4 protein-coding genes are annotated in these 4,266 nt (G+C 70.7%); all 4 read right to left on the reverse strand.

Features of this window, described 5'->3' with window-relative positions:
- Positions 1-80 precede the first annotated feature (80 nt).
- The gene (locus DPV74_RS39405) at positions 81-1,436 is read right to left on the reverse strand and encodes an MFS transporter (RefSeq protein WP_119339155.1); all 1,356 of its coding nucleotides are present in this window, start codon (positions 1,434-1,436) and stop codon (positions 81-83) included.
- 164 nt (positions 1,437-1,600) lie between these two features.
- Positions 1,601-2,647, reverse strand: coding sequence for an ABC transporter substrate-binding protein (locus tag DPV74_RS39410; protein WP_059693773.1), 1,047 nt, complete (start codon positions 2,645-2,647; stop codon positions 1,601-1,603).
- Positions 2,644-3,795 (reverse strand): FAD-binding oxidoreductase, encoded by a 1,152-nt coding sequence (locus DPV74_RS39415; protein ID WP_060317061.1) that lies wholly within the window; start codon positions 3,793-3,795, stop codon positions 2,644-2,646. The genes DPV74_RS39410 and DPV74_RS39415 overlap by 4 nt, the downstream gene beginning before the upstream one ends.
- On the reverse strand, positions 3,788-4,266 hold a 479-nt coding region (locus DPV74_RS39420), incomplete at its 5' end, for a (2Fe-2S)-binding protein (protein WP_205571981.1). The genes DPV74_RS39415 and DPV74_RS39420, both read right to left, overlap by 8 nt.

Here is a 4,266-nt window from a genome sequence, read left to right on the forward strand (position 1 = left end):
GGAACGGCCGCGCCGGCCGCCGCCGTGTTCGCCGCCTGCCGGTGCGGATCGGCCCGCTTGCGCGGATCGAAGCGTGGTGGTCACGCCGTGTCGCCGCGCGTGCCGGTGGCGGGAGCAGCGGGAGCGGCCCTCACGATCCGCGTTTCGCGCATCACGCACAGCGTCGCGACGGTGACGAGGCCGAGCGCGACGAGAAACAGCGACACGGGCCACGATGCGTGATAACGCGCGAGCAGCGCGGTGGCGATCAGCGGCGACATCCCGCCGGCGAAGATCGACGCGACTTCATGCCCGAGCGCGACGCCCGAGTAGCGCACCTCGGTGCTGAACAGCTCGCCGACGAGCGCGGGCAGCGTGCCGATCATCGCGCCGTGGCTCACCGCCGTGCCGACCGTCAGCGCGAGCCAGACGAGCGGCGTCGCGCGCGTGTCGAGCAGCCAGAAGAACGGGAATGCGCACGCGACGAGGCTCAGCGCGCCGATCAGGTACACGGGCTTGCGGCCGATCCGGTCGGACAGCCGGCCCCACGCGAGCATCGCGCCCATCTCGACGATCATCGCGATCATCACGCCGGTCAGCATCACGCCGTTCGGGATGCCGACATATTTGCCGTAGACGAGCGAGAACGCGAGAAAGATGTAGGCGCCGCCGTTCTCGGCCACGCGCAGTCCCATCGCGAGCAGGATTTCCTTCGGATGGCGGCGGATGCACTCGACGATCGGCAGATGCGTGTGCGCGCCGCGCCGGCCGGCCTGCTCGAAGTCTCGGCTTTCGGGCAGATGACGGCGGATATAGATGCCGATCGCGAAGATCGCGATGCTCGCGAGGAACGGCAGCCGCCAGCCCCAGGTGCGGAACGCGTCGTCCGGCAGCGCCTGTGCGGCGAGAAACGCGGCCGACGACAGCACGAAGCCGCCGCCCACGCCGAGCTGGCTCCACGCCGCGTAGTAGCCGCGCTGCTCGGGCGGCGCGTTCTCGCTGATCATCAGCACGCCGCCGCCCCATTCGCCGCCGGACGCGATGCCTTGCAGCAGGCGCAGCACGACGAGCGCCGCCGGTGCCCACAGGCCGACCTGCGCATAGGTCGGCAGCAGGCCGATCGCGAAGGTCGACGCGCCCATGATCAGCAGCGTCCACACGAGCGACGCCTTGCGCCCGTAGCGGTCACCGACGTGGCCGAACACGATCCCGCCGAGCGGCCGCGCGACGAAGCCGAGCGCGAATGCCGCGAACGCGGCGAGGCTGCCCGCGAGCGGCGACGCGCCGGGCGGAAAGAACACGTGGCCGAACACGAGCGCCGCGGCCGTGCCGTACACGAAGAAGTCGTACCACTCCATCGCGTTGCCGGCGACGGAGGCGATGACGATCCGGCGCAGCTGCCGGTCGGCGAGCGGCCGGGCGGCGCTCGGGGATTGCACGGTGTCGGTCGGGTACATGGCGGACTCTGAAGGGGGGCGGGCGCGTGCCGTCTTTGCGGCACTGCGGGCTAGTGTTGTCGGCCCCGTGTCCCCGGTCAAATCCGCAGAAAAAGGGGAGTGTCATCACTCCCGCAAATGATGGTCATGCGGCGCGCGGCCGTGCCCGCGCGCCCGGCATGCCGTCACCGCTCGATCTGCCGGTTCCAGCGCGTATCCCACTGCGCGCGGCGCGCGTTGATCGCGGTCCAGTCGACCACGGTCACCTTGCGCACGAGATCGTCGACATTGCCGAGGCTCTGTTGCATCGCGGCGGGCATCTTCGCGAGACGGTTGGTCGGAATCTGCTTGCCGGCCTCGGCCGCCTTCGTCTGCGCGGGCGCGGACAGCAGGAACTGCGCGAGCTTCTGCGCGAGCTGCGGATCGGGATTGTTCGCGACCACGCACAGGTCGACGAGCAGCAGCACGGGGCCTTCCTTCGGGTTCGCGTAGGCGACGGGGATGCCCTTGTCCTGCAGGTCGCCGACGCCGGTCGGCGTGAGCGGGAACAGGCCGGCTTCGCCGGTCTGCACCATCTCCGAGATCTTCGCCGAGTTCGGGATGTACTCGACGACGTTCGGCCCGACCGTGCTTGCCCACTTGCTGAAGCCGGGCTCGACGTTCTGCTCGTTGCCGCCGAGCAGCCGGTTGATCGCGAGGAAGCCGTGCAGCCCGAACGTGCTGCTGGACGCCGACTGGAACACGACCTTGCCCTTGTATTTCGGATCGGCGAAATCCATCCACGACGTCGGCGGCGTCCAGCCTTTCTCGGCGAACAGCTTCTTGTTGTACGCGATGCCGGTCATCCCGAGCTGCACGCCCGCGCCGACGTCGTCCTTCATCCGCGCGAACGGATACAACTCCTTCAGCACCGGCGAATCGTCGAGCTTCTGGCACACGCCGAGGCTGACCGCGCGCGCCATCACGCCGTCGTCGAGGAACGCGACGTGGATCTGCGGCTTGTTGCGGTTCGCGAGCAGTTTCGCGAGCACGTCCGACGACGTGCCGGGCACGACGACGACCTTCACGTTGTTCGCCTTCTCGAAGTCGGGCAGCACCTGGCTCGTGTAGGCCTTCTCCATCGGGCCGCCATTCATGCCCACGTAGATCGTCTTCGTTTGCGCGAACGCGGGCGCGCCGGCACCTGCGATGCAGAGGGCGGCGGCAGCTGCGATCGTTCCGGGCAGTTTCATTTGTGGGTCTCCTCTTGACGGAAAGGGGCGGTCGGCTCGGCTTCGCGGAAGAAGCGGCCGATCGAGAATGCATCGAGCGGGGTGGCGGTTTCGCCGGTCGTGACGAGATCGGCGAGCACGTCGCCGACGCCCGGCGCGAGCAGGAAGCCGCCGCCGGAAAAGCCGAACGCATGAAGCAGGCGCGGCGTCGTGCGGCTCGCGCCGATGATCGGGTTGTGGTCGGGCGTGCAGCCTTCGACGCCGCTCCACGTGCGGATCAGCAGTGCGTCACGCAGCGCAGGCAGCAGCGCGCAGGCATCGCGCATCACCGCGCGCGTCGTATCGACCGACGGCTGGCCGAATTCGCCGTCGCCGCGGCCGCGCCCGCCGCCGATCACGCAGTTGCCGCGCGCGACTTGCCGCGCATACACGCCGCCGCCGTACACGCCGAGGTTGTGCGTGATGAACGGCGGCAGCGGTTCGGTCACCCACATGTTCGGGTAGATCGGCTCCATCGGCACGGCTTCGCCGAAGCGTTCGGCGATCGTGTTCGCCCACGCGCCGGCCGAGTTGATCAGCCACGTCGCGGTGCAGGCGCGGCCGCCTGCCTGAAAGTGAAAGCGCGTGCCGTCGTGGTGAACGTCGTCGACGGGGGTGTGCTCGAACACGTCCGCGCCCGCCGCGCGGGCCGCGCGCGCGAACGCGGGCGACACGAGGCGCGGGTTGGCGTGACCGTCGGTCTCGCACAGCGAGCCGCCGAGCGCCGCACGGCCGAGCCACGGGTAGCGGCGCCGGAACGCATCGCCGCGCATCACCTGCAGCGGCAGGCCGTATTCGCCGGCGAGCGTCGCGTAGGCATCGAGCGCGTCGAGATCGGCGTCGCTGCGCGCGAGCCGCAGGTGGCCCGACACGACGAATTCGCCGTCGATGCCGATCAGTTCGGGCAGGCGATCCCAGATGCGCCGCGCACGCAGCGCGAGCGGCAGCTGCTCGGCGGGCCGGCCCTGGCAGCGCACGCCACCGTAGTTCACGCCGCTCGCCTGCGCACCGCAATCGCGCCGCTCGAACAGCCCGGCGCGCAAGCCGCGGCGCGTCAGCGCGAGTGCGGCCGACGCGCCGACGAGGCCGCCGCCGACGATCGCGACGTCGTAATGCCGGGTCTCATTCATCGCGTGCCTCGTCGGGAATCGCCGCGACATCGTCGCCCGCCAGCGCGGCCGAGATCGGGAACGGCTTCACGGGCGGTTGCGCACGCAACCGGCCGACGTCGGCGAGCGGGCGACCGGTTTCGGCGGCCAGCAAGAGCGCGGCCGCGTCGCCGCACATGCGGCCCTGGCAGCGGCCCATTCCGACGCGCGTCAGCGCCTTCAGCCGGTTCAGCTCGGTTGCCGCGCCGTCGCGGACGCAGCGGCGCAGCGTCCCTGCATCGACCTCCTCGCAACGGCACACGATCGTGTCGTCCGCGCAGCGTACGGCCTGCTCGACCGGCGGCGCGAACGCCGCTTCGAGGCCCGCCCGGAATGCGCCGACGCGCGCAAGCGTGCGTTCGAGCGTCGCCCCGTCGGGTTTGCCGGCGGGCGCGGGCGACGCGATGCCGGCGTCGTCGAGCAACGCGAGTGCCGCGCGCCGGCCCGATGCCT

This window comes from Burkholderia sp. HAN2018 (assembly GCF_024704855.1).
GTDB lineage: Bacteria > Pseudomonadota > Gammaproteobacteria > Burkholderiales > Burkholderiaceae > Burkholderia > Burkholderia cepacia.